The organism is Roseibium sp. R5 (assembly GCF_055755305.1).
On record NZ_CM146910.1, the window covers coordinates 988,598 to 1,012,349 of the forward strand.

The window sequence follows — 23,752 nt, forward strand, 5'->3', positions numbered from 1 at the left end:
GAACGCCGAGCCGGCGCTATGTCATCTGATTTCAATCTCTTCGCAAAACCAAGAGACTGAAGGCTCACCTTGAGGAAGCGTGGCACGGGTTTCACGGTGCCAAGCCCCCTCAAGGTGATGCTTAACCCCGCGTTCCGGTGGGTTGAAACGCTTGAGGAGTTAAGGTCGCGTCGGGATCACTCCTCCCAATAGACAGCCGTCATATCTGCCGCAGGGGTTGGCTGGTTGACCCAAAGGCCCCGGATCTTCGCATTTGCCACCGTCGGGAAGGCCAGCTGGAACAGATAGCCGTTCACATAGTCCTTAGAGAGCATTTCCTGAGCCTGTTTCAAAAGCTCGGACCGCTTTTCCGGATCGTTTTCGGCGGTGAGGTTTTCAAAGAGCTTCTGGAACTCGGGATTGTCGTACTGGAAGTAATAATCCGGGCGAGCATAGATGCCGATATCCATCGGTTCCACGTGACTGACGATTGTCAGACCATAGTCCTTGCCACGGAACACTTGTTCCAGCCACTGCGCCCATTCCAGATTAGAGATCTCGGTTTCAATGCCGACAGCGCGCAGCTGCGCGGCAATGATTTCCCCTCCCCGGCGGGCATAGGAGGGCGGCGGCAGTTTCAGGGTCGTCGTAAATCCATCCGGGTAGCCCGCTTCCGCCAGCAGCTTTTTGGAGAGTTCCGGGTCGTAGGCGCTGTTGGCGGTCAGATCGACATAGTCCGGATTGTGCGGGGCAAAGTGTGTGCCGATTGGCGTGCCATAGCCGAACATGGCGCCATCAATAATTGCCTGACGGTCGATGGCATGCGCGATCGCCTCGCGTACCTTAACGTTGTCAAGCGGCGGCAGCTTGTTGTTGGTTGACAGGATCGTCTCGCCTTCGGTCGATCCAACCAACACCTGAAACCGCGGATCAGCCTCGAATTGCGGAAGGTTTTCAGGTGCAGGAAAACCAACAAACGCATTGACGTCTTCCGCCATCACAGCGGCGAAAGCTGCGGTCGGATCGGAAATGAACTTGAAGGTCACATTGTCCAGTTTGGCGGGCGTGCCCCAATAATCAGCGTTCTTCTCAAGATCGATCCGGTCACCCTGAACCCAATTAGAGAACCTGAATGCGCCCGTGCCGATCGGGTTGGTTTTGATGTTTTCAATCGACTCCGGCGCAACGATCACCGCATCGCCCCAAGCCAAGTTGAACAACAGACTGCCATTTGGCGCTGAGAGCGTGACCGCCACGGTCTGCGGGTCGACAACTTCAACGGATTCAATGCCGGTGAACAGCGCTTTTTGCGCATTCTGGCTGTCATCCGATCGCGCACGGTCCAGACTGAATTTCACGTCTTCGGCCGTCATCTCGGTGCCATCGTGGAACTTGACGCCGGACTGCAGTTTGAAAGTGTAGGTCTTGCCGTCTTCGGAAATCTCCCAGCTCTCGGCGAGGCCGCGCAAAATGGATCCGTCCGGTCCGAACCGGGTCAGTCCTTCAAAGACATTTGAATAAAGGACCGAATCAATAGCGCCGGCAGCCGCACTGGTTGGGTCGAGGTGCGGTGGTTCCAGCTGCATGGCCACCGTGATATCGCTTTTTGCATGGGCCAACCCCATGCTGGCAGACAATGCCAAGGCACTGATCAGGCCTGTTCCGACTTTTCCCAAACGCATAGCTACTCCCCTTTTGCTGTCCCGCTTAGTGCGGCTTTACCAGCAGCTCGACCAACGAACGCGCGACTGCCTTCACTGAAACAAGCGTATCAATTACTCCGGCATCGTCGTCCGGCTTTAGCGCCAACCCCAGAGTGCCAGGTCCATAGCCTACACAATTTTTGAGTTTGCCGGTCCGGTCAACATGCTTTTGATCCTACATGCCGCCTCTGATGAGAGGTCTGGCCTGTTTGCCCGCGGTCATAGCGATCGCGCACTCCAATGCATCCGCCCACTGTGGCCTGCTTTCGGTCATGCCCGGGACAATCCGGTGAAAATCGCACACATCGTAGCAAGCTCATTGTTGGCACCTCATCGATAAACTATGCTACGAACTACCTACGGTTCCTACACCGTACAATCACGGTGACTTATGCTTGAGCTCGACCAAATAGCTTACGACCATGCCCCGATGGGTCTTGTTCTGACCGAACATCGGGTTATCCGTACCTGCAACGACACATTTGCGCAGATGTTCGGATATGAGAAGGAAGATCTGATCGGCCAGAGCTTTCGGCTGCTCTACGGAACGGATCACGAGTTTCATCAGGTTCGGGACATCGGACTGGGACCCTTGCGACAATCCTTACCGTATTCGGATGAGCGGCTGATGCGGTGTGCCGACGGAAACCGGATCTGGTGCCGGTTCCGCGCACGGACGCTGACACCTGAAGATCCACTGGCGCGGACCGTTCTGAGTTTTGCCTTGATAGAAACAAAGGACAGCGGCCCACAGCTCACCAAACGGGAGCGGGAAGTTGTCCTGTTGTTGTCTCAGGGCAAGACGAGCAAGGAAATCGCCCGCGACCTTGGCCTTTCGCCACGCACTGTCGAAGATGTACGGGCCCGGCTCTTGAAAAAATTCGAAGTCAAGAACGTTGCTGTTCTGCTCGCCCGTTTGGCGGGCCTGTCTGGGCTCTCAGGGCCTGGCTCTCCAATGAGCTAGAGGCGCTCGGCCTTCTCCGCTTCATAGAGCGAAAGGACGTCCGTCTTGCGGCAGAGTTCAGTGCCGGAGGTCAAGGCCGTTGCAGCGCCAGCCGCCACCCCCAGCCGGAAGGCCTCCTCCATCGGGTGTCCTTCCGTCAGCGACCAGACCAGCGCGCCAACAAAACTATCGCCTGCACCAACGGCTGACTTTGCCGCAACATGCCGGGCAGGCACCCGCAAGACGGTATCCTTGTTAACCAGAAGCGCGCCCTTTGTGCCCAGCGTGACTGTGACGTTTTCTGCAGCGCCTTTATCGACCATTTCTTTCGCGAAATTCCGCACGCCGTCTTCGTCAAGCGGCCGGCCTGCAAGCTTTTGAAGTTCGCCCAAACTTGGTTTGAACAAAAAGACGTTTCCATGATCCAGCGCCGCTTTCAAAGCAGGCCCGGACGTGTCGATCACAAACCGCCCCCCGCGCTGAACGACTGGATCAATCATCTTCGCATAGGTGTCTTCCGGGACACCGCGCGGCAAGGATCCGCTGGCCACCACATAGTCCGCATCGGTTTCACCAAGGAGATCAATGATCGGCTGGAGCTCGCTGCTGGCCACCTCCGGTCCTTCCGGTACAAACCGGTATTCAATCCCCGAGGTTTCCTCGTGCACCGCAAACGCCATCCGGACCGGATTCGAAATAGGAAACCGGTGCAGGGCAATTCCGGTTTCGGCCAGAAAAGCATCCAGCAGAATTCCCGTTGCGCCGCCCGACAGATAGGTCAGTTCCGGATCTCCGCCGAGTTCGGAAATCACCCGCGCTACGTTGACACCGCCACCGCCCGGATCCTGCCGCTGATTGGTGGTGCGCGTCTTGTGCATGGACTGCACCCGCTCTGCATCACAGGAAACATCGATGGTGGGATTGAGCGCGATGCAAAGAACTTTGGTCATGGGATCCGTTTCGCTGGTGTCCCACTTGTTTTGCAAAAGTCTGGGGTCGTTCTCAAGTCCGGTGAACTGCGCAAAAGAAAACCCCTCTCCGATTGGGGAGAGGGGTTCGGGACGTTCGACTTCAGCCGTTGATTCCCCGGCCGCGCGCCGGGGTCAACCTCGATTAGGTCCCGGCTCAAGACCGGGACAGCGCACACCGAAGGACTGAAAGCCAGTTATCACCCAGCCGCAGCCACAGCTCGTTTTGCCATGACAGTCACAAGATTGGCGCGGTAAGCAGCCGAACCGTGCAGATCCGACAAGAGGTCATCCGCATTCGGCGCAATACCGGAAACCGCGTCCGCCGACCAGTTGCTGCCAAGAGCGGCTTCCATGTCGTTCATACGGAAAACGCCATCTTGCCCTGCTCCGGTGACAGCAACCTTTACGGCCCCATCTGAGCCCTGAGCAACGAACACACCGGCCATGGCGTAACGGGATGCCGGGTTCGGATATTTGGCATATGCGCTCTTCTGAGCTCCCGGGAACTTCACGGACTGAACCACTTCGTCTTCGTCTAGAGCGGTCTCGAACATCCCGGTGAAGAAGTCTTCTGCGGAAAGTTCCCGCTTGTTGGTGACAACAGTCGCGCCCAGCGCCACAAGCGCGGACGGATAGTCAGCGGCGGGATCGTTGTTGGCGATGGAACCGCCGATCGTACCCATGTGACGGACCGCCGGGTCACCAATGCCGCCTGCCAGAGACGCAAGGCCCGGCAGTTTGGATTTGACTATATCGTTGGACGCGACTTCCGCATGGGTGGTCGCCGCGCCGATGGCGACCCCGTCGCCGTCAGCGCAGATGCCCTTCATTTCGGCGATCTGGGTCACATCCACAAGATCGGACGGCGCTGCGAGGCGCTGCTTCATGGTCGGCAGCAGGGTTTGGCCGCCGCCCAGGATTTTGCCGTCGTCAGCTTTTGCAAGCAGGTCCGCGGCTTCGGCAGCCGAACCGGCCCGGTGATAGTTTGTTTCATACATTTCAGGGTCTCCCCAAAATAACTTCTCAATTAGGCGGGCGGCGCAAACCGCCCGGAATGATGTTCGCCAACGGCCTTACTCGGCTGCCTGCTTCATGCCGGACTGCGCCAGCGCCCAGACTCGCTCCGGTGTTGCCGGCATAGTCAGGTCATTGGAGCCCAAAGCATCCGTGATCGCATTGATCACAGCTGGTGGAGAACCGATCGCCCCCGCCTCGCCGCAGCCTTTCATGCCAAGCGGATTGCCCGGGCACTCCGTAACATGGGTGGAAAGCTGGTAGGACGGCACGTCGTCCGCGCGCGGCATGGTGTAGTCCATGTAGGATGCCGTCAGAAGCTGACCGCCTTCGTCATAGGCGGCATTTTCAAGGAGCGCTTGGCCAATACCTTGCGTGATCCCGCCGTGGACCTGGCCTTCCACAATCATCGGATTGATGATCTTGCCGAAGTCATCCGCAGCCGTGAAGTTGACGATTTCCGTCTTTCCGGTTTCCGGATCGATCTCGACCTCACAGACATACGTTCCTGCCGGGAAGGTGAAGTTGGTCGGGTCGTAGAATGCACCTTCTTTCAAGCCCGGCTCCATGCCCTCCGGCAGGTTGTGCGCGGTATAAGCCGCAAGCGCGACCTCAGTGAAGGTCAGCTTCTTGTCGGTGCCGGCCACTTTCAGCTCGCCGCCCTCGATCTGGATGTCACCTTCGGCGGCTTCCATCAGGTGCGCTGCGATCTTCTTGGCCTTGGATTCGACCTTGTCGAGCGCCTTGACGATCGCAGACATGCCGACTGCACCGGAGCGGGACCCATAGGTGCCCATGCCGAACTGCACCTTGTCGGTGTCGCCGTGGACGATGGAAACCGAATCGGTGTCGAGGCCAAACCGCTCACTGATCAGCTGGGCAAAAGTGGTTTCGTGCCCCTGACCGTGGCTGTGCGAGCCTGTCAGAACCTCAATGGTGCCAACCGGATTGACCCGGACTTCGGCAGATTCCCAAAGACCAACGCCAGCACCGAGTGATCCGACCGCAGCTGACGGCGCAATACCGCAAGCTTCGATGTAACAGCTGAGACCAATGCCGCGCAGCTTGCCTCGGGACGCGGCTTCCGCCTTGCGGGCGGCAAAACCATCGTAGTCAGCCGCCTTCAACGCCGCATCCAGCGTCGCATCATAGTCGCCGGCGTCGTAACACATGATCACCGGAGTCTGATGCGGGAAGGCCCGGATGAAGTTCTTTCGTCGGAACTCTGCCGGAGACAATCCGACTTCGCGTGCCGCCGTTTCCATCATGCGCTCAACCAGATAGGTCGCTTCCGGACGCCCAGCGCCGCGATAGGCGTCAACCGGGGTCGTGTTGGTGTAGACCGCTTTCACGTTGGCGTGGATGGCCGGAATATCGTACTGTCCCGACAGCAGCGTTGCGTAGAGATATGTCGGTACGGACGATGAGAACAGCGACATATAAGCGCCAATGTTCGCAACCGTTTTAACGCGGAAGCCAAGGATCTTGTTGTCGGCATCGAGCGCCAATTCCGCTTCAGAGCGGTGATCACGGCCATGCGCATCCGTCAGGAACGCCTCGGTGCGATCCGAGACCCACTTGACCGGGCGTCCGACGCGCTTGGATGCCCACAGGCAGACCATTTCTTCCGGGTAGATATAGATCTTGGACCCGAATCCACCGCCGACATCCGGCGCGATCACCCGGAGTTTGTGTTCCGGCGCAACGGCATAAAACGCGGACAGCACCAAACGGGCCACATGCGGGTTCTGTGATGTGGTGTAGAGCGTGTAGTGCTCTTCGGCATCATCATATCCGGCAAGCGCCGCGCGCGGCTCCATCGGGTTCGGCACCAGACGGTTGTTGTGGATCTCCATCTTGGTGACGTGAGCGGCCTTTTCAAAGGCATCGTTCGTGGCAGCCTCGTCGCCGATTTCCCAATCGAAAATCAGGTTACCTTCGGCCTCCGGGTGGAGCTGCGGCGCGCCGGGTTTCAATGCATCCAACGGATCGACAACGGCGTCCAGTTCCTCGTAATCGACAACCACCGCATCGGCAGCATCCCGAGCTTGGGCCTGCGTATCGGCAATGACCACAGCTACAGCTTGACCCACATGGCGGACGATTTCTGGCTCGAGCGCGCGCCATCCGCCCATTTTCATCGGCGTGCCGTCTTTGGAATGGATCATCCAGCCGCAGATCAGATTCCCAATCCCGTCGCCAACCAGTTGATCGCCAGTCAGAACGGCATCAACACCTGGCATCGCCAAAGCGGCCTCGGCATCAATGCTTGTGACTTTTGCATGTGCGTGCGGTGACCGCACAAAGGCGGCATAGCCCATGCCCGGCATGGTCATGTCATCGGTGTACTTGCCCTTGCCGGTGATAAAACGCTTGTCTTCCTTGCGCAGGGCGCGGGCGCCAATCCCTTCTACTGCCATCACTCTCTCCCTAAAACTGTGTGGCTTTGGCCTCTACCGTCTGTGCAGCACCGTTCCTCCCGGCAACACATGGACAGTCAGGCCGTGTATCCGTCCCATGCACTTAAGCGCATGCGAGATTGCTGCGAGTAACTGGTGTTACTCGGCGGCCTGGGCCATTCCGGCCATCTGATCAGAAGCGGATTTGATCGCCTTGACGATGTTCTGGTAACCGGTGCAGCGGCAGATGTTGCCTTCCAGCTCGTGGCGGATGGTTTTTTCATCAAGATTGCCAGCACCATGGCGGTTGATCATGTCGATCGCGCTCATGATCATTCCCGGCGTACAGAAGCCGCACTGCAGACCGTGATGTTCGCGGAAAGCTGCCTGGACCGGATGCAGATTGTCCGCACTGCCGACGCCTTCCAGGGTCACAACCTCGGCGCCATCGGCCTGAGCGGCCAGCATGGTACAGGATTTCACGGCCTTGCCGTTCACATGCACGACACAGGCTCCGCACTGCGAGGTGTCGCAGCCCACATGGGTTCCGGTCAAACCGCGCACATCCCGGATGAACCCGACCAGAAGCGTGCGGTCCTCCACATCTGCCGAAACGGACTTACCGTTCAGCACCATCGACACTTTTGCCATGAATTCTTCTCCCTCAGATACTTCCAGATCGGAACACCCGCGTCCAAAGGGTCTTCTGATCCAATTTCCTCCGGCTTAGCGCCGGTTGTTCGGCTTGTCCGGTCTGGCTCTAAAGTCAGTCCCGGATCCTCCATCCAGAGACTTTCCAAAACACCGGACCAAACGTCAACTGCCGCCAAAAGGGCGGCAGTCAAATTCAGCTCGCCAAGGCCAACACGACAATGAGGCCTGCCAAGGCAATCAGCCCCCAGACCATGGGGCCACCAAAGGCACCACGCCCGGCCGCCGCTTCAATGTTTTCTTCCGCCTTGTGCAACTGGTCTTCGACGACATGTTCAGCTTCTTCCAGAGCGTGAACGACCCCGGAAGGGGTGTCTTCAACGGCGAGCCGCTTGGCTTCTTCTGCAACGCCGGGATCCAATTCCTCCGCGTTTCCAGCAGACGCCTCTGCAACCGTTTCGGTGGTTTCTTCTGCTGCCGGTGCAGGACCGGCAACGGCTTCAGAGAACTTTGCGAAAAAGTCTTCCGCCATTTTCTTCGCAGTGGAATCGATCAGCCGGCTGCCAAGCTGCGCCAACTTGCCGCCAACCTGTGCCTTGGCGGTGTACTCCAGCAACGTGCCGCCTTCGACTTCGGTCAGCTTCACGTCTGCGGAGCCTTTCGCAAATCCGGCCACGCCACCCTTGCCTTCGCCGACGATTGTATAGCTCTCCGGAGCATTGATGTTCTCAAGGGTGACCGCACCTTTGAACTTGGCTTTCACCGGACCAATCTTTGAGGTCACGGCTGCGGTCATTTCGGTGTCGGATGTCTTTTCGAGGGATTCACAACCGGGAATGCTGGCTTTCAAAATCTCCGCATCATTCAGTGCGGCCCAGACAGCATCCCGAGATGCTGCAATCACCTGACTGCCCGATATGTCCATTGTGGTCCTCCAAAGCCGATTTTTTCTAAAATCGTTGGTTCATAGAAAAGAACAGAGTGCTGTCCCTGTACACTGTACTTTAGGTCACGCCCTCCAAATCCGATACCGCGACCAGAGCAGGAACCAGGCTCGCTTTACAAGTCTTCGTTTCAACAGCTACAAATTTATAGTGGTGACGGCAATCCCAGAGACATGAGGCCGCTGTCATCTGGGAGGATACTTTGGACGCGAATGCCTGGACGCAATACGGCTGCGGGGTCTTGGCTTTGACCGCTCGCCAGCCAGACGATGCTCGTTTTTGGGCAGATCTGGAGGCCGCCGCTCAATCTTTGGCGTATTCCCTCGGACTGATTTTTTATTCCCAGGACAGTTTTCCGGTGGAGTTAATTCAGTCGAGAATGGCAGATCACGCTGGCGGTTTGCCATATGCCGCGTGTTCGACAGCCGACGAAATCGGCGGCGTGGATGAGGGTGCCGGTCGGTGCCTGGTCATCCTGTTTCCGAAAGACCAGTTTTCAATCACGCCTTTCAGGATCGACGGGATCCGATCCATCGGTTTTGACCGCATCGTTGCCCAGGTGAAACGCGAACGGCAGGCCTTTGAACACGACCCGGCACCATTTCCAGGCACGGAAGACAAAGGCGACACCTTTGCCCTTTGCCTGATCGACGGACTTTCCGTTGTGGAGGAGATGGTCACAGCTGCCCTGCACTGGGCTTTGGAGGACATTCCTCTTCTTGGCGGCTCCGCTGGCGACAGCATGCATTTTTCAAAGACCTCCCTGATCCTCAACGGGGCAGCAGGGGATAATTGCGCCATCGTCCTTTTGTGCCGCAGCCGCATCCCTTTCAAGATCTTCAAGACCGACAACTTCATTCCGACCGACCGAAAGCTGGTTGTCACCCGCTCTGATCCGGCACGCAGGATTATCTACGAATTCAACGCCGCTGAAGCTGCGTCCGAATATGCCCTCGCTGTCGGGCTTGATCCTTCGTCGCTGTCTCCGCTGAGTTTTGCGTCCCATCCGCTCGTGGTTCGGGTGGGCGGTGAGTATTACTGCCGCTCGGTGCAGAAGGTAAACCCGGACGGGTCGCTCTCCTTCTTCTGTGCAATCGACGACGGGATTGTCCTGACCGTTGCCGAGCCCACGGGCATGAGCAGGTCAACGCGGGAAGCGTTTGAAAGTGTCGATGCGGAAATCGGCGGCATCGATTTTGTCCTCGGGTTCGACTGCGCCCTTCGCCGGATTGATGCGCAAAACCGGCAGGCGACTCAGCGCATCAATGCGATCTATGACGCTTACAATGTGCTCGGCTTCAATACATACGGCGAGCAGTATCTGTCGATGCACCTCAATCATACGTTCACCGGAATTGCCTTTGCGAAACCCCCAGCCGAACCGGAAACGCCATCATGAGCCTTTATGATATCGATGACCCGGTCCGGCTGAAAAAGATAAATGCAGCGCTGGTCAATCGCGTTGAGCAGGCGGTTGATCAACAGCGCAACGCGTTTTCGCTGTTTGAAACGGCCATTTCCCTTGAGGGTCAGATCCGGAAGCGAACCGATGAACTGACATCCGCCTTGCGCCGCGTGGAAGAAATCAACGTCGAGCTCGCCCGCCAGAAAGACATCTCCGAGCGGGCCAACCGGTCGAAGACACAGTTTCTCGCGGCTGCCAGTCACGACATCCTGCAGCCGCTCAATGCAGCCCAGTTGACGATCTCGTCGCTTTACGACCTCCAGCAATCGGACAAGGCAATAGCCATGGTTGCGCAGGTCGAAAGGTCTCTCGACACGATGAATGAGCTCTTGCGCACGCTGCTTGATATTTCGCGTCTGGATGCCGGCGTGACGATGCCGCGGTTCACTTCCGTGCCGATTCCCCCAATTCTGGACAGTCTCCTGTCCGATCTTCGGCCCATGGCCGAAAAGAAGGGTCTGCGGCTGCGGGTAGCCGTGACAAATGACTGTGTCTACACCGACCGGCTGATGCTGCGGCGCGCCCTTCAGAACCTCATCTCCAACGCGATCCATTATACGGACAAAGGCGGTGTTTTGATCGGCACCCGGCGGCAGGGAGACCGGATTTCGATTGAAGTGATCGATACCGGGCGCGGTATTCCGGAAGACCAGCAGGAAAAGATTTTTGAGGAATTTCATCGCGGACCACTATCTGAGGGAGCCGCAGATCAAGGAACCGGACTGGGCTTGGGCCTTGCCATTGTCAATCGTCTTGTGACCGCGCTCAATCATGAGGTCTCTGTTCAATCATCTCTCGGAAAAGGCAGCGTCTTCCGCATCAGTGCGCTCAGGGCCTCAACCCCCCCGGCTTTGCAAACTGCAGAAGCCCAGCCGTCGGCTCCACCCGCAGCCAAGGGCAACCTTTCCGGCCGCAAGATATTGGTTCTGGAAAATGATCCGGCCGTTATTGAAGCAATGGAGGGGCTGCTTGCGAACTGGGGCTGCGAATTCAAGGTTGGGCGGTCCACACGGGACGCGCTGGAAGCATTGGAAAGCTTACGCTGGATCCCGGACCTGATCATCGCCGATCACCATCTGGATCATGGCAATCTCGGTACTGAAACACTGGCCCAGCTTTTCACCATCCTGCCAACCAAAGTGCCAGCGATCCTTGCGACAGCCGATGCCTCCGAAACTGTTGTTGAAGACGCCAAGCGGCTTGGTGTTGAACACATGCCGAAGCCTGTGAAACCGGCCCAATTGCGGGCACTGGCAACGCATCTGATAAACGGTGGCGAATAGTCTCTATCAGCTATTGGACCGATTAGGCGGGCGCTGCCGCTGTTGACAGCTCGAACGGACTGGCGGTGCCCAGCGCCTCAAGGCGATTGACCTCAATGACGGCCTGCGTCCGGCTGGAAACACTCAATTTGCGCAAGATTTCAGACACATGCGCCTTGACCGTGGTTTCGCCAACCGACAGCTCATAGGCAATCTGCTTGTTGAGAAGGCCATTGCAGATCATTTGCAACACACGGATCTGCTGAGGCGTCAGGCTGGACAGCCGTTCGATCATCTTGCGGGTATCAACATCAATCGGGTCTTCCGCACCATCAGCATAGGTTTCCGGCACATAAACTGCCCCGTTCATAACCTGTTGAATAGCATCGGCCAGCGTCGTCTTCTTCGAGGATTTCGGAATGAAACCAGCCGCACCATACGCCAGCACTTGCGCAATGATCGGCGGATCCTCAGCCCCTGAGACGACCACGACCGGAAGGCGCGGATAATGGGTTCTCAAATGCAGCAGTCCGTCCATTCCCTTGACGCCGGGCATCGATAGATCCAGGAGCGCCAGATCAAAGCCAGCGTCGTCCTGCAAAAGCTGGTTCGCCTCATCAAGTGAGGCTGCATCGAGCGTATCTGAGTTCGGATAGGCAAGCTCAACGGCACTGTGCAACGCTTCGCGAAACAGCGGGTGATCATCGATGATCAGAAATCTGCTGGCGCTGCCGGTCTCCATGGACATTGCTGCGGACCTCCCTTCCGCGTCTTGATATCTGCCGCCTCATGGCCACTGTGCTTGTTATCTGGCCACGGTGCGAACAGACCACCAGTCTTTCGCGGTCCCTGTCCGAACTCAACTGTTCTTTAGATCAAGTACAAGAACCGTGACGAATGCGTTGGCCTACAGGTCCGCGACCTTGATCACCGTGGTACCAATTTTTGTGCCGGCCTCAACAAAAGCGTGGGCTTCGGCAGTTTGGTCCAGCGGGAATATACGTGCAACTGGATGCTGCAATTCGTTGTTGGTCAGCCAGCCGGTGATGTCCACAACAGCAGCGGTTCGCGCGGCTTCGGGCAGGACATAGACCAGCACCATCCGTAAGGTCTGCCCGGCAAACATCATTGGGTAAAACGGAAGTTTCGGTTCCGGGTCCGCCATGGAACCATAGGCCGCAACCGTTCCGTTCTGCGCCAGCACCTTTTGCGTGACGGAGAGATTGCCTCCGAACTCCACCTCGACGATCCGGTCCACACCCTTTCCATCCGTTGCGTCCAAAATGGCTGCAGCAACATCTTCGGTGCGATAGTTCAAAACGAAATCCGCGCCGATCTTCCGCGCGTGCTCAGCCTTTTCCTCAGAGCTGACGGTGGTGAACACCCTGGCACCGCGCAGTTTGGCCATCTGGATGGCATAAGACCCCACAGTTCCGGCGCCGCCGGTCACCAAAATATCCTGGCCGTCGATCGGACCATCGGCAAAGAGGCAGCGGTGCGCGGTCATTGCCGGAATGCCGAGACAAGCGCCCGCCTCGAAACTTGCCTCCGGAGGCAGATAGACCGCCTGCTCTTCATGCAGGGCGACCAGCGTGGCGTTCGATCCATGTGGCCGTTTCCAAGCCGCATTCCAAAGCCAGACCCGCTCGCCGATACGCTCTTCATTCACGCCCTCCCCAACGGCAACGATGCGGCCGGCACCATCGCTGTGCGGAATGATGCGCTCAAAAGCCATCGGACCGCGCACACCCGCCCGGGATTTCACATCCGAAGGGTTGGGAGCCGAGGTTGCCACCTGCACCAGAACTTCGCCTGGAGCCGGTTTGGGATCGTCGAGATCTCCAACAATAATCACCTCGGAGGCCGGTCCATTTTTTTCGTAGTACGCGGCTTTCATGTCTTTGTTCCTGCTCTTGGTTTTAGCGGGTGACCGGTTTGCGGGTCATTGAGCACCAATATGGTGTGCGAATAGGCCCGAGCCCGAAAATAAAAGTGTTTTCCCGGCATTTTTTCTCATAGCTCCACCCATCACCGCTCCTTCCTTGGAGGAGATCCGAATTCAAGCCGGTAGGCGCGGGTCATCGCACTGGCGTTTTGGTATCCGCAGCGCACGGCGATCTCCGCGATGGTCAGATCCGTCGACTGAACCAGACGGCGCGCTTCCCTGAGCCGGATTGATTTATAAACCGCCAACGGCGTCATGCCGAATTCAGATCGAAAGCGGGTTTCAAGTAAACGCTGATCAACCTTGAGCCTTCCTGCAACGGTGGGAATGGCAAGGGGACTTTCGATATTCCGCCGCATCAGGGCGGTTGCTTCGCGCATGAGGGCATCACCGGAACGTACCGGCAACAAGTCCGGACGCTCGCCGCTGCTGCCATGCATGAACAGCGCAGCCACTTCCAGCGCAAAGAGGGGGCTGTGGTCTTTCTTGATAATCTCCAGCATCAACTCGAATGTCGTAGACGCGCCGCCACAAGTGGCAATCCGGTCTTCCAGTACAAACCGGTCTTCAACAACATCCACATCAGGAAAGGTTTCGGAAAAACCTGCAAACTCGTCCCAGTGAATGGTGACCCGAGCATTCTCTAGGACGCCGGCGGCCGCGAGCATCCATGCACCCGTGTCGAGACCTCCCAGCAGCTTGAACCGAGCCCGGGCCGCCCGAAGGATCTGATGCAGCTTTGGCGTTGAAAAGGCCTTGAAGCCGTAACTTGGCATAACAAACAGGTAGTCGCCGCCCGGCGGCGCGTGCTGCCACTTGAGCGTTTCAACTGGCAGGCCGCTGGACGACGTCACCGTGCCCCCCTCGACGCTGACATGCTGCCAGGAATAGAGCTGCTTACGCGCGATGGTGTTGGCGGCCCGGAAAGGCTCGACGGCGTTCGCCAGGCAATGGTTCGAAAAGTTGTCGAACAGCAGCACGCAAATTGACCGACCCTGCGGAATATTCTCGTTTTCAGTTTTTCTCAAAATCCGCATGATTTCTTACCAAAACTGCACAGACGATCCGCTTGCTTTCTCTCACTCTCGATCCATCAAATCAAGAGAGGCGCCGGCGATGCATTTTGGCCTGACCGAAGAACAAGAAATGATCGTGTCCACCGTACGGTCTTTCGTTCAAAACGAAATCTACCCACACGAGGAGATGGTGGAGAAGACCGGTCAGGTGCCCCATGAGCTTGGAGAAGAACTCAAGCAAAAGTGCATCGATCTCGGATTTTACGCCTGCAACTTCCCGGAAAGCGTTGGCGGCGCTGGCCTCGGCCACCTCGATTTCACACTTGTGGAGCGCGAGCTTGGCCGTGGGTCCATGGCGCTCAACCATTTCTTCGGCCGTCCACAAAACATCCTGATGGCCTGTGAAGGCGAGCAGAAAGAGAAGTACCTGCTCCCGGCTGTGCGCGGCGAGAAAATGGACGCTCTGGCCATGACGGAACCGGATGCAGGCTCGGATGTGCGGGGCATGAAATGCCAGGCCGTACGCGATGGCGGGGACTGGGTGATCAACGGCTCCAAACACTTCATTTCCGGGGCCGAGCATGCCGATTTCTTTATCGTCTTCGTGGCGACCGGCGTGGACGAGACGCCAAAAGGACCGAAAAAACGGATCACCTGCTTTCTGGTAGACCGCGGCACGCCTGGTTTCGAAGTGCGCGACGGCTACAACTCCGTCAGTCACAAGGGGTACAAGAATTACATTCTGTACTTCGACCAATGCCGTTTGCCGGATGCGCAGGTGCTGGGTGAAGTCGACGGCGGCTTTGAGGTCATGAACGAATGGCTTTATGCCACGCGCCTGACCGTTGCTGCGATGAGCGTTGGCCGCGCACGCCGCTGTTTCGACTACGCGGTGAACTATGCTGCCGAGCGCAAGCAATTCGGCCAGTCCATCGCCAAATTCCAGGGTGTCAGCTTCCAGGTCGCCGACATGATCACGGAGATCGATGCGGCGGACTGGTTGACCCTTGTCGGGGCCTGGCGTCTCGACCAAGGCCTGCCCGCCAACCGGGAAATTGCCAGTGCCAAGGTCTATGCGACCGAAATGCTGGCGCGCGTGACCGACACCACGCTGCAGATCTTCGGCGGCATGGGTCTGATGGATGATTTTCCGATCGAACGTTTCTGGCGCGATGCGCGGGTTGAGCGGATCTGGGACGGCACCAGCGAAATTCAACGACACATCATCAGCCGGGACATTTTCCGTCCGCTGGGAGCATAAGGATGCGGTCCTTGAACCGGCTGCTGAACCCGCGCTCGATTGCGGTTGTGGGCGGGGGCACCTGGTGCGAAAGCGTCCTCAAGCAGTGCCGCGCCTTTGGCTACACGGGCCAATTGACGGCCGTTCATCCAAAACGCAGCGAGATCGCTGGTTTTCCGGCGGTCTCGTCCCTTGACCAGTTGAATGAGGTGCCGGACGCGATCTTTGTCGGCGTCAACCGGCATGCGACCATCGAAGTGATCCGTCAGGCAGCAAAATTGGGTGCAGGCGGTGCCGTTTGTTTTGCATCCGGCTTCCGGGAAGCTGCGGCAGAACTGGAAGATGGCGTTGGCCTCCAGGAAGAGCTGGTGGCAGCAGCCGGTGACATGCCGATCCTCGGACCAAATTGCTACGGGTTCATCAACGCACTGGAGACCGCGTCGCTCTGGCCGGATCAGCACGGTTTAGCGAGAGTTTCCAGCGGCGTAGCCATTATCTCACAGAGTTCCAACATTGCCCTGAACCTCACCATGCAGGCGCGCGGCCTGCCGATTGCCTACATCATGACCGTCGGCAATCAGGCGCAGTCAGGTTTATCTCACATCGGCGAAGCTTTGCTCGACGATGACCGGGTCACAGCGATCGGTCTTCATATCGAGGGGATCGACGATCTCCCGTCCTTTGAAGCCTTCGCGAGAAAGGCCTGGGCCTGCGGAAAACCGGTCGTGGCGCTGAAGACCGGCCGCTCCGACCAGGCTCAGGCCGCCACGGTCTCGCATACCGCCTCCATTGCCGGCTCGTCCGCAGGCGCAACCGCCTTGTTCGACCGGCTTGGTATTGCTGAAGTCCGGTCTCTTCCGGTGCTTCTGGAAACGCTCAAGCTCCTGCACGTGCATGGCCCTTTGGAATCTTCCCGGATCGCGTCGCTCTCCTGTTCCGGCGGTGAAGCCAGCCTCATGGCGGATCTCGGACTTACCCATGATGTTGTTTTTCCAGACCTCACCCAGACACAGTCAGACGCTCTGAGAAAAGCGCTCGGGCCCAAAGTCGCCCTCGCCAACCCGCTCGATTATCACACCTATGTCTGGGGTGACTCGGATGCGATGACGGCCACTTTTGCCGCCATGATGGCCGGAGATCTGGCGCTTGGCCTCGTGGTCTTGGATTTCCCGCGGGAAGACCGCTGCGATGGCGCCGAGTGGCAAAAGGTGATCGGCTCCATCGAGATGGCTGCCAACCTGTCGAACAAGCCGATGGGCATTGTCAGCTCTTTGGTCGAAGCCCTGCCGGAAACCATTGCGACCGACCTGATCGACCGTGGCTTGGTTCCCTTTTCAGGAATGGAAGAGGCCCTTGCAGCCATCGCAGCCGCTTCAAACATGAGCCCCCCTCCCGCTGACAACGTCTTCACATCACCTCCGTTGACGAGCCCAGAAACCCTGAGCGAACACGAAGCCAAGCGACAGCTTGAAGCTTTCGGGATTCGCATCCCTAAAAGCGCCACCGCGGCCACTCCGGAGGAGGCAGCGGAAACGGCGGAAGAATTAGGCTTTCCCGTTGTTTTGAAGGGGCAGGGTATTGCGCACAAAAGCGAAGCAGGGGCGGTGGTTCTCAATATCAATTCGCGGGAAGATGTTCGGTTGGCTGCGGAAAAAATGCCTATCAGGACCTTTCTCGTAGAGGAGATGGTGACTGGCGCGCAGGCAGAGCTCCTGATCGGTATCGTGAGGGACCCTGGGCACGGCCATGTTCTGACCATCGCCGCCGGCGGCGTTTTGACCGAACTCCTGCAAGACGGCGTGTCCCTTATCGTTCCCGCCTGCCGCTCAGAAATTGAAAAAGCTCTCGGAAAACTGAAAATCTCAAAAGTGCTCGCCGGCTACCGGGGCCGGCCTGCTTGCGACCTTCCCAAGATTCTCAATACGATCATGGCTCTCCAAGACTACGTTCAATCCGGAACGGTCGAAGAAGCCGAGATAAATCCCCTCCTTTGCGGCCAGGACTTTGCGATTGCGGCCGATGCCCTCATCAGATGCGGACAAAATCATGACGGATAACCCAATCAAGACAAGCGTCACCGGCCATATTTTGGAGGTCACGCTGGACCGGCCAAAGGCCAATGCCATCGATCTTGCGACCAGCCGGATCATGGGCGATGTCTTCACCGATTTTCGGGACAACCCGGACCTGCGGGTCGCGATTGTGACCGGTGCCGGTGAGAAGTTTTTCTGCCCTGGCTGGGACCTGAAGGCTGCCGCCGACGGTGATGCGGTGGATGGCGATTACGGCAAAGGCGGCTTTGGCGGATTGCAGGAATTGCGCGGCCTCAACAAGCCGGTGATCGCGGCCGTCAATGGTATTTGTTGCGGCGGCGGGCTGGAGCTCGCCCTGTCTGCCGACATCATCCTGGCAGCCGATCATGCGACGTTTGCCCTGCCGGAAATCCGCTCCGGCACAGTGGCCGATGCCGCCAGCATCAAGCTGCCCAAACGCATCCCGTATCACATTGCCATGGAAATGCTCCTGACCGGCCGCTGGATCGATGTCGAAGAAGCCGCCCGCTGGGGTCTCGTCAATCACGTCTATCCGGCTGCTGACTTGATGACAGAGGCTCGGAAGATGGCAGATTTACTCGCCTCGGGCCCGCCGCTCGTCTACGCCGCGATCAAGGAAGTCGTGCGTGAAACGGAAGACATGAAATTCCAGGACGCAATGAACCGCATCACCAAGAGCCAGTTCGAAACCGTCGAACGCCTCTATCGATCGGAAGATCAACTTGAGGGCGCCCGCGCCTTTGCTGAAAAACGCGACCCGGTCTGGAAGGGCCGATAAAAGGGGAAACCATGCCACTTCAAATGAACCGGGATGTCTTCATCACCTGTGCCGTCACTGGCTCCGGCTCAACCCAAGACAAATCGCCTCACGTTCCGCGAAGCCCGAAGGAAATCGCGGACAGCGCCATCGATGCAGCCAAGGCGGGTGCTGCAGTCGTTCACTGCCATGTCCGCGATCCGGAGACCGGTGCCCCATCCCGCCGTCTGGACCTCTACCGTGAAGTCACGGACCGCATTCGCTCGGCCGATGTTGACGTGGTCCTCAATCTGACAGCGGGAATGGGCGGCGATATCGTCTTTGGGTCAACCGAGGCGCCATTCCCTGTGAACGAGGCTGGCACAGACATGATCGGGGCGAGCGAGCGTATGGCCCACATCGCCGAGTGCCTCCCGGAAATCTGCACTCTTGACTGCGGCACCATGAATTTCGCCGAAGCCGATTATGTCATGACCAACACTCCGGGCATGCTCCGGGCCATGGGCAGCATGATGACCGAACTTTGCGTCAAGCCGGAAATCGAAGCCTTTGACACCGGTCATCTCTGGTTCGCCAAACAGCTGGTCGAAGAAGGCACGTTGACCTCTCCGGCCCTCGTACAGCTGTGCATGGGCGTTCCTTGGGGCGCGCCAAACGATCTCAACACCTTCATGGCGATGGTGAATGCGGTGCCGCAAGACTGGACCTGGTCGGCCTTCAGCCTTGGCCGAGATCAAATGCCGTATGTCGCAGCTTCCGTTCTGGCAGGTGGCAATATCCGGGTTGGCCTGGAAGATAATCTCTTCCTGGAAAAGGGCGTTCTTGCCACCAATGCCCAACTTGTCGAAAAGGCGGTCGGCCTCATTGAAGGCATGGGCGCCCGAATAGCTGGCCCAGACGCCGTTCGAGAAACACTGGGTCTGACCAAGAGGGCACCAAAATGAAGGCGGCAATCATTGGCGGCGGCGTCATCGGTGGAGGTTGGGCCGCACGGTTTCTCCTGAACGGCTGGGATGTTGCCGTTTTTGATCCTGACCCGGACGCGGAACGCAAGATTGGCGAAGTGATCGCCAATGCGCGGCGAAGCCTTCCCGCCCTTTATGACACGGCGCTGCCGGCCGAAGGGACCTTGAGTTTCCACTCCGCGATAGCAGATGCTGTTCAGAACGCAGACTGGATCCAGGAGAGCATTCCAGAGCGGCTGGACCTGAAACACAAGATCCTGGGAGACCTGAGCGAACTGGCGCCGGAGACCGCGGTCATCGGCTCCTCAACATCCGGCTTCAAGCCATCGGAGCTGAACGAGAAAGGCGCGCGCGCAATCGTCGCCCACCCGTTCAATCCGGTTTATCTCCTGCCGCTCATTGAGCTGGTTGGAGAAGCTCAAGAATGCGAGCGAGCATCGGTGATCCTGCGTTCGATCGGCATGTTCCCACTGATGGTCCGCAAGGAAATCGACGCTCACATTGCCGACCGGTTTCTGGAAGCGGTCTGGCGCGAGGCCTTGTGGCTGGTCAAGGACGGCATTGCCACCACTGAAGAAATCGACGAGGCCATCCGGATGGGTTTTGGCATCCGATGGGCGCAGATGGGCCTGTTCGAAACCTACAGGGTTGCCGGCGGTGAAGCCGGTATGAAGCATTTCATGGCCCAGTTCGGTCCGGCCTTGAAGTGGCCCTGGACAAAACTTATGGACGTCCCGGAGTTCACCGATGAGCTGGTTGATCTGATCGCAGGGCAATCCGATGCGCAATCCGGCCACATGTCGATCCGCGAACTGGAGCGCCTGCGGGACGACAATCTCGTCGGCATGATGCGGGCGCTCAAAAAGACCGGCAGCGGTGCCGGCGGCGTGATCCAGCGCCATGAGGCAGAATTGCCAAAACCTGATGCCACGGATTTGCCGATCACCGCTGACCGGCAAATCCCTGTCAGCTGGACCGACTACAACGGCCATATGAACGAGACCCACTATCTCGAGGCCGGGTCACTCGCGACAGACCGGTTCATGGAGCTGATCGGCGCGGACGCAGACTATATCGCGTCGGGCAAAAGCTATTTTACCATCGAAACCCATGTCCGCTATCTCAGCGAGCTTCACGCCGGTGACAGGCTGATCATCCGCACCCAGGTGCTTAAGGGTGAAGGCAAGAAGCTGCACCTCTTCCACTTCCTTTACGGGCCGGACGACACGCTTGCAGCGACCGTTGAAACACTGTTGTTGCATGTGGACCTGACAACCCGGGCAAGTTCGCTGCCGGATCAAAGTGTTTTGGAGCAATTGCAGTCCTATCATCACGCCCATACGGCGCTTGGACAGCCAGAGGGAGCGGGACGATCCGTCGGCCAAAAGGCCTGACTTCAACAGTATGTACACCGCACAATTAAAAAAACCCGCCTCTTTGGGCGGGTTAATTTGTTGCTTTAGCCTGTGCCGGAATTCACGCTCAAGTACGTTGCTGTCCTTTGTGGTCGCTACAAGCCGGGCAGCCATAGCGCCAGGCCAGGAAACAAGACCAGCAATGCGACAACCAGCAGCGAGCAGCCAATGAATGGGAAAGCCGAGGTGTAAATGTCGCGCATGGTTGTGCCAGGGGGCGCGACCCCCTTCATCACAAACAACAGCAGCCCAAAGGGCGGTGTTGTAAAGCTGATTTCCAGCGACAAGAGCATGATGAGGCCAAACCAGATCGGATCGAAACCCAGCGTCAGTGCAAGCGGGAAGAAAATCGGCACTGTCAGCAGCATGATCGAGATCTGTTCCATGAACATTCCGAGGATCAAAAGAACTGCGAACATCACGAGTAGCATCGCGATCGGTGCCAGCTCAAAGGATGTTGCCCAGTTGACCAGTCCGCGGGACGCTCCGGAAAATGCGAGCAACTGACTGAAGGTGGCCGACCCGAAAACGATCAGATAGGCCATTAAGGTGACCCGAAGCGCACCGGTGATCGATTTGCGCATCGCCTCCCAAGTGAGGCAGCGGAAGACGGCGGCAAGGATGAGCACGCCCAGCGCGCCGAAGGCGGCCGCTTCTGATGGCGTGATGAAACCATTGATCATCAGCGTGATGATAATGACCATCACGCCCACCATCGGAACCACCTCGCGCACCAAGAGCGAGAGTTTGGCACCGAGGGACATCGGCTCCACGTCATAGGCCGGCGCAGCGGACGGATCGATTTTCGTCTGAAGCCAAATGGTGGCGATGTAGAAACCAGCCAGGATGAGCCCCGGAATGACCCCTGCAATCAGCAAGGCGCCAACATCAATCTGCGCAAGCGTTGCCAAAAGCACGGCAAGGGCAGACGGCGGGATGATGATGGCCAAGCCACCGGTCCCAAGGATCGGACCAATGCTCATATGGGTCTTGTAACCCCGCCGGTTCATCTCAGGGACCATGAGCGAGCCAAGAAGCGCGGTCGATCCCATGGATGAGCCAGAGAGAGTGGAGAACGCGGTGCCGCCCATGACGGTGACATAGCTAAGGCGCCCAGGAAGCCGGCCAAGCAGCTTGTCAATGGCCGTAAACATGCGATTGCCGAGCCCCGTATGAAAAAAGATCTCCCCCATCAACAAAAACAATGGAATGGGGACCAGGGCGAATTTGGTCATGGACCCAAGGCCATTGTTGAGCAGCTGGCCAATGCCCCGCTCCCCGCCCATGAAGATCCAGGCTCCCACGATGTTCGCCGCAAGAAACGCCAAGGCGACCGGCATCCCGATCGCCATGAGGGCCACGATCACACCCAGCAAAAGGGCGAGCGCCTCATACCATTCCATTATTCGTGTATCCCTGCTTCGCCGGTATGGAGGGTGTCCGGCCCGGCGACAAAGCGCGAAAACTCGATTGCCATCAGCCCGAAGCTGACGGGAAAGGAGATCGTGAGAAGCCAACGGGGGTAATAATAGGCACGCGTGTCATAATCGCCGCGCTCGATATTTTTCAAAAACAGTTCAACGCCTTGCCAGGCCAAAATGAGGCATACAAGGACACAGGCGAGCGCAACACTCCGGCTCACAACGTTCCGGACGGCAGGTGGCAAGATCGACGTAATGAGCTCGATATGCACATGTCCCTTCTCGCGCACCAGCCACGGCGCGCCCAGCATGGTCATGTAGAGAAGTCCGTATTCGGCTGACGTAAACAGCCAGGCAAACGGCTGCATACCCATATTTCGCATGAGCACAGAGCCGACCACCGATACCATCAGCCACACAAGCGTTGCCCCGGCTGCAATCGCCATTGCATCGATCAAGGCGTTATAGGCTTTCCTAAGTGCTGTCATGAAGACCGCCTGCTCCAGCAAAAAAGAGGGCCCGCGATCACCGCGAGCCCATGTTTCAAGTGCTTATTTTGCAGCGTCGAAATCGTAGAACAGTTCGATCAAGCGGTCGTAATTGTCGGTACCACCCGGCTGTTCTGCCATCAGGCCCTTCATGCGCTCCCACGTCTTTTCGCGGGCTGCTGCAAGGTAGTTGGCTTTGGCTTCACCTTCCAATGAGACAGAGATCATGCCGGCAGCATCAAGAGCTGCAAAGTCCTCATCCCGCTTCTTGCGCAGAGCCTCAACACTGTCCTTCTCATGCTGAATGGCGACATCCTGAAGGATTTTCTTGGATTCGTCAGACAGGGAGTTCCACTTCTCCAGGTTCACGATCACACCAAGGTCGGTGGAGAAGAAGCACGGCTCAATCCGGTAGTTCAGGAACTCGTTCCATTTCAGATCGATCAGACCGATCTGGGTCCAGCCGGTTGCATCAACAACGCCCCGCTGCAGAGCGGCATAGACTTCACCGGTCGGCAAATCAATCACTTGTGCGCCGAGGTAGTTGGAGAAAAACGCGTTGTAGACGTTGTTGCCGCGCAGTTTCAGGCCTTCCACTTCCAGATTGCCATCGGCATCGAAGGTCGGCTCGTCACGGGTCCAGAGATTGTAGCAGACGCCACTGTCAAACCAGCCAAGGTATTTCAGGCCCATTTTTTCCTGGTGGATCTGATCAATCAGCTCCGTACCGCCGTTCTGACGGGTCTCAACAGCGGTCAGGTTGGAGCCAACCATCGCGTCTTTTTCCGGCAGGGCACCGCCATAGAAGGAACCCGGCGTGTAAACCATGTCGACAATGCCGTCACGTACAGCATCCGGCTGCTGGAACATGCCGATCGCTTCCGGACCGCCACGCACATCAATCTGGATAACGCCCTTGCCGGCTTCGTTGACCTTGTCGACGAAGGACAGGAAGCTTTTGGTGTAGATCAGCGTTTCCGGGAACGCATGAACCGCGGAAATCCTGTCTTCCGCATGCGCGGTCGCTGTGAACAGTGATGCACTGGCAACCAAGCCAGCTACGAGGATATTTTTCATAGTCTCACTCCACTTTGCGGGACGTCCCTCTGTTGGTCCCTAT

The 23,752-nt window shown here is 57.8% G+C and carries 20 protein-coding genes; 8 read left to right on the forward strand and 12 right to left on the reverse strand.

The annotated features are described in order from the left end of the window. Positions 1 to 176: 176 nt before the first annotated feature. The gene (locus tag AC0J4F_RS04480) at positions 177 to 1,661 is read right to left on the reverse strand and encodes an ABC transporter substrate-binding protein (protein ID WP_473025544.1); all 1,485 of its coding nucleotides are present in this window, start codon (positions 1,659 to 1,661) and stop codon (positions 177 to 179) included. 412 nt (positions 1,662 to 2,073) lie between these two features. On the opposite strand from AC0J4F_RS04480, the gene AC0J4F_RS04485 reads away from it, so the two are divergent. Next, positions 2,074 to 2,646 (forward strand): LuxR C-terminal-related transcriptional regulator, encoded by a 573-nt coding sequence (locus tag AC0J4F_RS04485; protein WP_133945598.1) that lies wholly within the window; start codon positions 2,074 to 2,076, stop codon positions 2,644 to 2,646. Here the strand turns inward: AC0J4F_RS04485 and AC0J4F_RS04490 are convergent. The 5 genes from AC0J4F_RS04490 to AC0J4F_RS04510 all read right to left on the reverse strand — a co-directional run bounded on the left by AC0J4F_RS04490 (position 2,643) and on the right by AC0J4F_RS04510 (position 8,585). Continuing rightward, the gene (locus AC0J4F_RS04490; RefSeq protein WP_473025545.1) at positions 2,643 to 3,575 is read right to left on the reverse strand and encodes a 1-phosphofructokinase family hexose kinase; all 933 of its coding nucleotides are present in this window, start codon (positions 3,573 to 3,575) and stop codon (positions 2,643 to 2,645) included. The genes AC0J4F_RS04485 and AC0J4F_RS04490 overlap by 4 nt on opposite strands. Before the next feature lie 218 nt (positions 3,576 to 3,793). After that, complete coding sequence (locus AC0J4F_RS04495) at positions 3,794 to 4,594, reverse strand: FAD binding domain-containing protein (protein ID WP_209176678.1); 801 nt, start codon at positions 4,592 to 4,594, stop codon at positions 3,794 to 3,796. A gap of 75 nt (positions 4,595 to 4,669) precedes the next feature. Continuing rightward, positions 4,670 to 7,030 carry a xanthine dehydrogenase family protein molybdopterin-binding subunit gene (locus AC0J4F_RS04500; RefSeq protein WP_473025546.1) on the reverse strand — a complete coding sequence of 787 codons (2,361 nt, stop codon included), beginning with the start codon at positions 7,028 to 7,030 and terminating at the stop codon, positions 4,670 to 4,672. Between the two features lie 138 nt (positions 7,031 to 7,168). Continuing rightward, complete coding sequence (locus AC0J4F_RS04505) at positions 7,169 to 7,660, reverse strand: (2Fe-2S)-binding protein (protein ID WP_133945589.1); 492 nt, start codon at positions 7,658 to 7,660, stop codon at positions 7,169 to 7,171. A 196-nt stretch (positions 7,661 to 7,856) separates the two neighbouring features. After that, positions 7,857 to 8,585, reverse strand: coding sequence for an SRPBCC family protein (locus tag AC0J4F_RS04510; protein WP_473025547.1), 729 nt, complete (start codon positions 8,583 to 8,585; stop codon positions 7,857 to 7,859). Between the two features lie 398 nt (positions 8,586 to 8,983). Here AC0J4F_RS04510 and AC0J4F_RS04515 point away from each other — a divergent pair, with 398 nt between their 5' ends. Both AC0J4F_RS04515 and AC0J4F_RS04520 read left to right on the forward strand, forming a co-directional pair. Next, positions 8,984 to 10,003 carry an FIST N-terminal domain-containing protein gene (locus tag AC0J4F_RS04515; protein WP_473025548.1) on the forward strand — a complete coding sequence of 340 codons (1,020 nt, stop codon included), beginning with the start codon at positions 8,984 to 8,986 and terminating at the stop codon, positions 10,001 to 10,003. Next, on the forward strand, positions 10,000 to 11,352 hold the full coding sequence (locus tag AC0J4F_RS04520) for an ATP-binding protein (protein WP_133945582.1): 1,353 nt from the start codon (positions 10,000 to 10,002) through the stop codon (positions 11,350 to 11,352). The genes AC0J4F_RS04515 and AC0J4F_RS04520 overlap by 4 nt, the downstream gene beginning before the upstream one ends. Positions 11,353 to 11,374: 22 nt before the next feature. Here the strand turns inward: AC0J4F_RS04520 and AC0J4F_RS04525 are convergent, their stop codons facing one another. The 3 genes from AC0J4F_RS04525 to AC0J4F_RS04535 all read right to left on the reverse strand — a co-directional run bounded on the left by AC0J4F_RS04525 (position 11,375) and on the right by AC0J4F_RS04535 (position 14,313). Further along, on the reverse strand, positions 11,375 to 12,079 hold the full coding sequence (locus AC0J4F_RS04525) for a response regulator transcription factor (RefSeq protein WP_133945580.1): 705 nt from the start codon (positions 12,077 to 12,079) through the stop codon (positions 11,375 to 11,377). 159 nt (positions 12,080 to 12,238) lie between these two features. Then, a complete protein-coding gene (locus AC0J4F_RS04530; protein WP_473025549.1) occupies positions 12,239 to 13,228 on the reverse strand; it encodes an NADPH:quinone reductase in 990 nt (329 codons plus the stop codon). 131 nt (positions 13,229 to 13,359) lie between these two features. Continuing rightward, positions 13,360 to 14,313 (reverse strand): GlxA family transcriptional regulator, encoded by a 954-nt coding sequence (locus AC0J4F_RS04535; protein WP_473025550.1) that lies wholly within the window; start codon positions 14,311 to 14,313, stop codon positions 13,360 to 13,362. A 79-nt stretch (positions 14,314 to 14,392) separates the two neighbouring features. Between AC0J4F_RS04535 and AC0J4F_RS04540 the strand changes: the two genes are divergently transcribed. Genes AC0J4F_RS04540 through AC0J4F_RS04560 form a run of 5 tightly spaced genes read left to right on the forward strand, consistent with a single transcriptional unit; the run spans position 14,393 to position 20,702 of the window. Then, positions 14,393 to 15,553, forward strand: coding sequence for an acyl-CoA dehydrogenase family protein (locus AC0J4F_RS04540; protein ID WP_473025551.1), 1,161 nt, complete (start codon positions 14,393 to 14,395; stop codon positions 15,551 to 15,553). Positions 15,554 to 15,555: 2 nt separating this feature from the next. Beyond that, a complete protein-coding gene (locus AC0J4F_RS04545; protein ID WP_473025552.1) occupies positions 15,556 to 17,589 on the forward strand; it encodes an acetate--CoA ligase family protein in 2,034 nt (677 codons plus the stop codon). Continuing rightward, positions 17,579 to 18,364 carry a carnitinyl-CoA dehydratase gene (locus tag AC0J4F_RS04550; protein WP_473025553.1) on the forward strand — a complete coding sequence of 262 codons (786 nt, stop codon included), beginning with the start codon at positions 17,579 to 17,581 and terminating at the stop codon, positions 18,362 to 18,364. The genes AC0J4F_RS04545 and AC0J4F_RS04550 overlap by 11 nt, the downstream gene beginning before the upstream one ends. 11 nt (positions 18,365 to 18,375) lie before the next feature. Then, positions 18,376 to 19,287, forward strand: coding sequence for a 3-dehydrocarnitine:acetyl-CoA trimethylamine transferase BcoG (bcoG, locus tag AC0J4F_RS04555; RefSeq protein ID WP_473025554.1), 912 nt, complete (start codon positions 18,376 to 18,378; stop codon positions 19,285 to 19,287). After that, positions 19,284 to 20,702: a carnitine 3-dehydrogenase gene (locus tag AC0J4F_RS04560; RefSeq protein WP_473025555.1), complete on the forward strand. Its 1,419-nt coding sequence runs from the start codon at positions 19,284 to 19,286 to the stop codon at positions 20,700 to 20,702. The genes bcoG and AC0J4F_RS04560 overlap by 4 nt, the downstream gene beginning before the upstream one ends. A gap of 116 nt (positions 20,703 to 20,818) precedes the next feature. Here AC0J4F_RS04560 and AC0J4F_RS04565 read toward each other — a convergent pair whose 3' ends face one another. From AC0J4F_RS04565 to dctP, 3 genes are all read right to left on the reverse strand, one after another. Continuing rightward, positions 20,819 to 22,126, reverse strand: a complete 1,308-nt coding sequence (locus AC0J4F_RS04565) for a TRAP transporter large permease (protein ID WP_008196534.1) — start codon at positions 22,124 to 22,126, stop codon at positions 20,819 to 20,821. Beyond that, positions 22,126 to 22,632, reverse strand: coding sequence for a TRAP transporter small permease (locus AC0J4F_RS04570; RefSeq protein ID WP_133945553.1), 507 nt, complete (start codon positions 22,630 to 22,632; stop codon positions 22,126 to 22,128). Before AC0J4F_RS04570 ends, AC0J4F_RS04565 begins: the two co-directional genes overlap by 1 nt. A gap of 63 nt (positions 22,633 to 22,695) precedes the next feature. Continuing rightward, positions 22,696 to 23,709 (reverse strand): TRAP transporter substrate-binding protein DctP, encoded by a 1,014-nt coding sequence (dctP, locus tag AC0J4F_RS04575; protein ID WP_306150420.1) that lies wholly within the window; start codon positions 23,707 to 23,709, stop codon positions 22,696 to 22,698. Positions 23,710 to 23,752: the final 43 nt, after the last annotated feature.

What these genes read in the sequence shown, in the direction of transcription:
- AC0J4F_RS04480 (WP_473025544.1), bottom strand. Translation starts at nt 1,661, where the DNA reads ATGCGTTTGGGAAAAGTCGGAACAGGCCTGATCAGTGCCTTGGCATTG.
- AC0J4F_RS04485 (WP_133945598.1), top strand. Translation starts at nt 2,074, where the DNA reads ATGCTTGAGCTCGACCAAATAGCTTACGACCATGCCCCGATGGGTCTT.
- AC0J4F_RS04490 (WP_473025545.1), bottom strand. Translation starts at nt 3,575, where the DNA reads ATGACCAAAGTTCTTTGCATCGCGCTCAATCCCACCATCGATGTTTCC.
- AC0J4F_RS04495 (WP_209176678.1), bottom strand. Translation starts at nt 4,594, where the DNA reads ATGTATGAAACAAACTATCACCGGGCCGGTTCGGCTGCCGAAGCCGCG.
- AC0J4F_RS04500 (WP_473025546.1), bottom strand. Translation starts at nt 7,030, where the DNA reads ATGGCAGTAGAAGGGATTGGCGCCCGCGCCCTGCGCAAGGAAGACAAG.
- AC0J4F_RS04505 (WP_133945589.1), bottom strand. Translation starts at nt 7,660, where the DNA reads ATGGCAAAAGTGTCGATGGTGCTGAACGGTAAGTCCGTTTCGGCAGAT.
- AC0J4F_RS04510 (WP_473025547.1), bottom strand. Translation starts at nt 8,585, where the DNA reads ATGGACATATCGGGCAGTCAGGTGATTGCAGCATCTCGGGATGCTGTC.
- AC0J4F_RS04515 (WP_473025548.1), top strand. Translation starts at nt 8,984, where the DNA reads ATGGCAGATCACGCTGGCGGTTTGCCATATGCCGCGTGTTCGACAGCC.
- AC0J4F_RS04520 (WP_133945582.1), top strand. Translation starts at nt 10,000, where the DNA reads ATGAGCCTTTATGATATCGATGACCCGGTCCGGCTGAAAAAGATAAAT.
- AC0J4F_RS04525 (WP_133945580.1), bottom strand. Translation starts at nt 12,079, where the DNA reads ATGTCCATGGAGACCGGCAGCGCCAGCAGATTTCTGATCATCGATGAT.
- AC0J4F_RS04530 (WP_473025549.1), bottom strand. Translation starts at nt 13,228, where the DNA reads ATGAAAGCCGCGTACTACGAAAAAAATGGACCGGCCTCCGAGGTGATT.
- AC0J4F_RS04535 (WP_473025550.1), bottom strand. Translation starts at nt 14,313, where the DNA reads ATGCGGATTTTGAGAAAAACTGAAAACGAGAATATTCCGCAGGGTCGG.
- AC0J4F_RS04540 (WP_473025551.1), top strand. Translation starts at nt 14,393, where the DNA reads ATGCATTTTGGCCTGACCGAAGAACAAGAAATGATCGTGTCCACCGTA.
- AC0J4F_RS04545 (WP_473025552.1), top strand. Translation starts at nt 15,556, where the DNA reads ATGCGGTCCTTGAACCGGCTGCTGAACCCGCGCTCGATTGCGGTTGTG.
- AC0J4F_RS04550 (WP_473025553.1), top strand. Translation starts at nt 17,579, where the DNA reads ATGACGGATAACCCAATCAAGACAAGCGTCACCGGCCATATTTTGGAG.
- bcoG (WP_473025554.1), top strand. Translation starts at nt 18,376, where the DNA reads ATGCCACTTCAAATGAACCGGGATGTCTTCATCACCTGTGCCGTCACT.
- AC0J4F_RS04560 (WP_473025555.1), top strand. Translation starts at nt 19,284, where the DNA reads ATGAAGGCGGCAATCATTGGCGGCGGCGTCATCGGTGGAGGTTGGGCC.
- AC0J4F_RS04565 (WP_008196534.1), bottom strand. Translation starts at nt 22,126, where the DNA reads ATGGAATGGTATGAGGCGCTCGCCCTTTTGCTGGGTGTGATCGTGGCC.
- AC0J4F_RS04570 (WP_133945553.1), bottom strand. Translation starts at nt 22,632, where the DNA reads ATGACAGCACTTAGGAAAGCCTATAACGCCTTGATCGATGCAATGGCG.
- dctP (WP_306150420.1), bottom strand. Translation starts at nt 23,709, where the DNA reads ATGAAAAATATCCTCGTAGCTGGCTTGGTTGCCAGTGCATCACTGTTC.